The following is an 867-nucleotide window of genomic DNA, read 5'->3' as shown; positions in this document are numbered from 1 at the left end:
CTCTCTCATATAGGCCAGGCCTAACCTCCCCACTTTTTCTTCACGCATACGCGCGCGAGGCGTGCCGTGCAACCCCTGTAAACAAAGGACTTTTCGGAGTTTCCTTTGTTCGCTTTTTTGTGTCCCTACGTAAACGAAATAAGAAGAAATTAAGCACGAAATAATAACTATTTTAATTGATAAAACAATGGAGAAAAAGAAACAAAAGAAGAACTATTCTGCACCAAAGTGTGAAATAGTTTTGGTAAACGAAAGCACTTATTTGATGGCAGGCTCTCCTTTTAATGGTCAGCATAATCCTGCACAACTAGGTGGAACGCATGGAGACGCTAAGCAAACACCAGGTTGGATGTCAGAATACGAGGAAGAAACGCCAGCATGGAATACTAACAGAGAGTAATAAACTAAAAGAACAAAGTAAAAGTAGAAAACAATGAAAAAATATTCTTTCGCATCGTGCTTTAAGTTCATGGCACTTGTGTTCGGTATAGGCTTGGCACTTGCTTCTTGTGCCAATGAAGACATAGCGCAAAATCAAAAAGGAAAAGATAGCGACGCAAACTTAACAACCTTCTCAACAGGCGACCCAACAACCCGTACATCTATGGAAAGCAATGGCACTTTCTATTGGGAGTCTGGCGATAAGATTTGGGTTAAAGATGATAACGGCGCATGGCAGCAAAGTAGCAATGCTCCAACAGAAAAGACAGCCAGCTTTGAGTTTAAGGTGCCTGGTAAGTTTACTAAAAGCAGCACCTATAAAGTTTATTACCCAGGTCAGAATGGCAATAAGGATCAAGTCTCAATCGCTGCTAATCAGAGTCAGGAGGAACCAAATACTACTACTCATTTTGGCATATCGGGCGA

General features: G+C 41.4%; 1 protein-coding gene and 1 pseudogene. Both read left to right on the top strand.

The genetic code is table 11. From position 1 onward, the window contains the following. The first annotated feature begins 187 nt into the window (after positions 1-187). Positions 188-400, top strand: a complete 213-nt coding sequence (locus HMPREF0666_RS15930) for a hypothetical protein (protein ID WP_009010609.1) — start codon at positions 188-190, stop codon at positions 398-400. Positions 401-433: 33 nt separating this feature from the next. Next, positions 434-867, top strand: a pseudogene (locus HMPREF0666_RS15925) (hypothetical protein); the annotation flags it as partial.

The sequence above is a fragment of the Prevotella sp. C561 genome (assembly GCF_000224595.1).
GTDB classification, from domain to species: domain Bacteria; phylum Bacteroidota; class Bacteroidia; order Bacteroidales; family Bacteroidaceae; genus Prevotella; species Prevotella jejuni.
This window is presented reverse-complemented; position numbering and strand designations above follow the sequence as displayed.

Coding starts and splice junctions, on each gene's coding strand:
- HMPREF0666_RS15930 (WP_009010609.1), top strand. CDS start 188: ATGGAGAAAAAGAAACAAAAGAAGAACTATTCTGCACCAAAGTGTGAA.